2 protein-coding genes are annotated in these 741 nt (G+C 74.9%); both read left to right on the forward strand.

The features are described from left to right. Positions 1–193, forward strand: a 193-nt coding sequence (locus tag NBW84_RS04330) for a tRNA adenosine deaminase-associated protein (RefSeq protein WP_445548631.1), incomplete at its 5' end; no start/stop codon positions are given. A 1-nt stretch (position 194) separates the two neighbouring features. Next, positions 195–686, forward strand: a complete 492-nt coding sequence (gene tadA, locus NBW84_RS04335) for a tRNA adenosine(34) deaminase TadA (RefSeq protein WP_250281928.1) — start codon at positions 195–197, stop codon at positions 684–686. Positions 687–741: the final 55 nt, after the last annotated feature.

A 741-nucleotide genomic window follows, 5' to 3' on the forward strand; every position in this document is an offset into this window, starting at 1 on the left:
CGACGACGACTCCGACGACACACCGGCCGGCGGACAGCCCGTCGGTGACCTCGACCTGCTCGCCGATCTCGGCACGGACGCCGACACGCTACTCGAACTGATCACGGAAGAGGGCCTCCTGCCGGCGGACGTGGTGACGGCGATCAGCGAGCGTGCCGGTTGCGCCGACATCCTGGACGAGATCGGGAGCTGACATGGGGGGCCTCCCCCACCCGGGCACGCCCGGCCTCGCCGCGCTGATGGGCGCCGCCCTGGCAGAGGCGCGGCGGGCCCTGACAACCGGGGACGTCCCGGTCGGCGCCGTGGTCGCCGACGCCGACGGAACGATCATCGGCCGGGGCCGCAACGCCCGCGAGGCCGAGCGGGACCCGACCGCCCACGCCGAGGTCGTGGCGCTGCGCGCCGCCGCGGCACATGCCGGCACCTGGCGGCTGCCCGGGACGACCCTGGTCGTCACCCTGGAGCCGTGCGCGATGTGCGCGGGCGCGCTGCTCCTGGCCCAGGTGGGCCGCCTCGTCTACGGCGCGTACGACCCCAAGGCAGGCGCCGCCGGCTCGCTGTGGGACACCGTCCGCGACCCACGCCTCCGCCACCGCGCCGAGGTGGTCACGGGCGTGCGGGAACAGGAGTGCGCGCGCCTGCTGGCGGACTTCTTCGCGGCCCGCCGGAACCGGCCGCCATCCTGATCACGAACCGAGCGGCACGGAACCACGATCCGGAAAACACGAACCGCGCCACCGT

Source organism: Protofrankia sp. CiP1_Cm_nod2, from assembly GCF_920664355.1.
Taxonomy (GTDB): Bacteria; Actinomycetota; Actinomycetes; order Frankiales; family Frankiaceae; genus Protofrankia.

What these genes read in the sequence shown, in the direction of transcription:
- tadA (WP_250281928.1), top strand. Translation starts at nt 195, where the DNA reads ATGGGGGGCCTCCCCCACCCGGGCACGCCCGGCCTCGCCGCGCTGATG.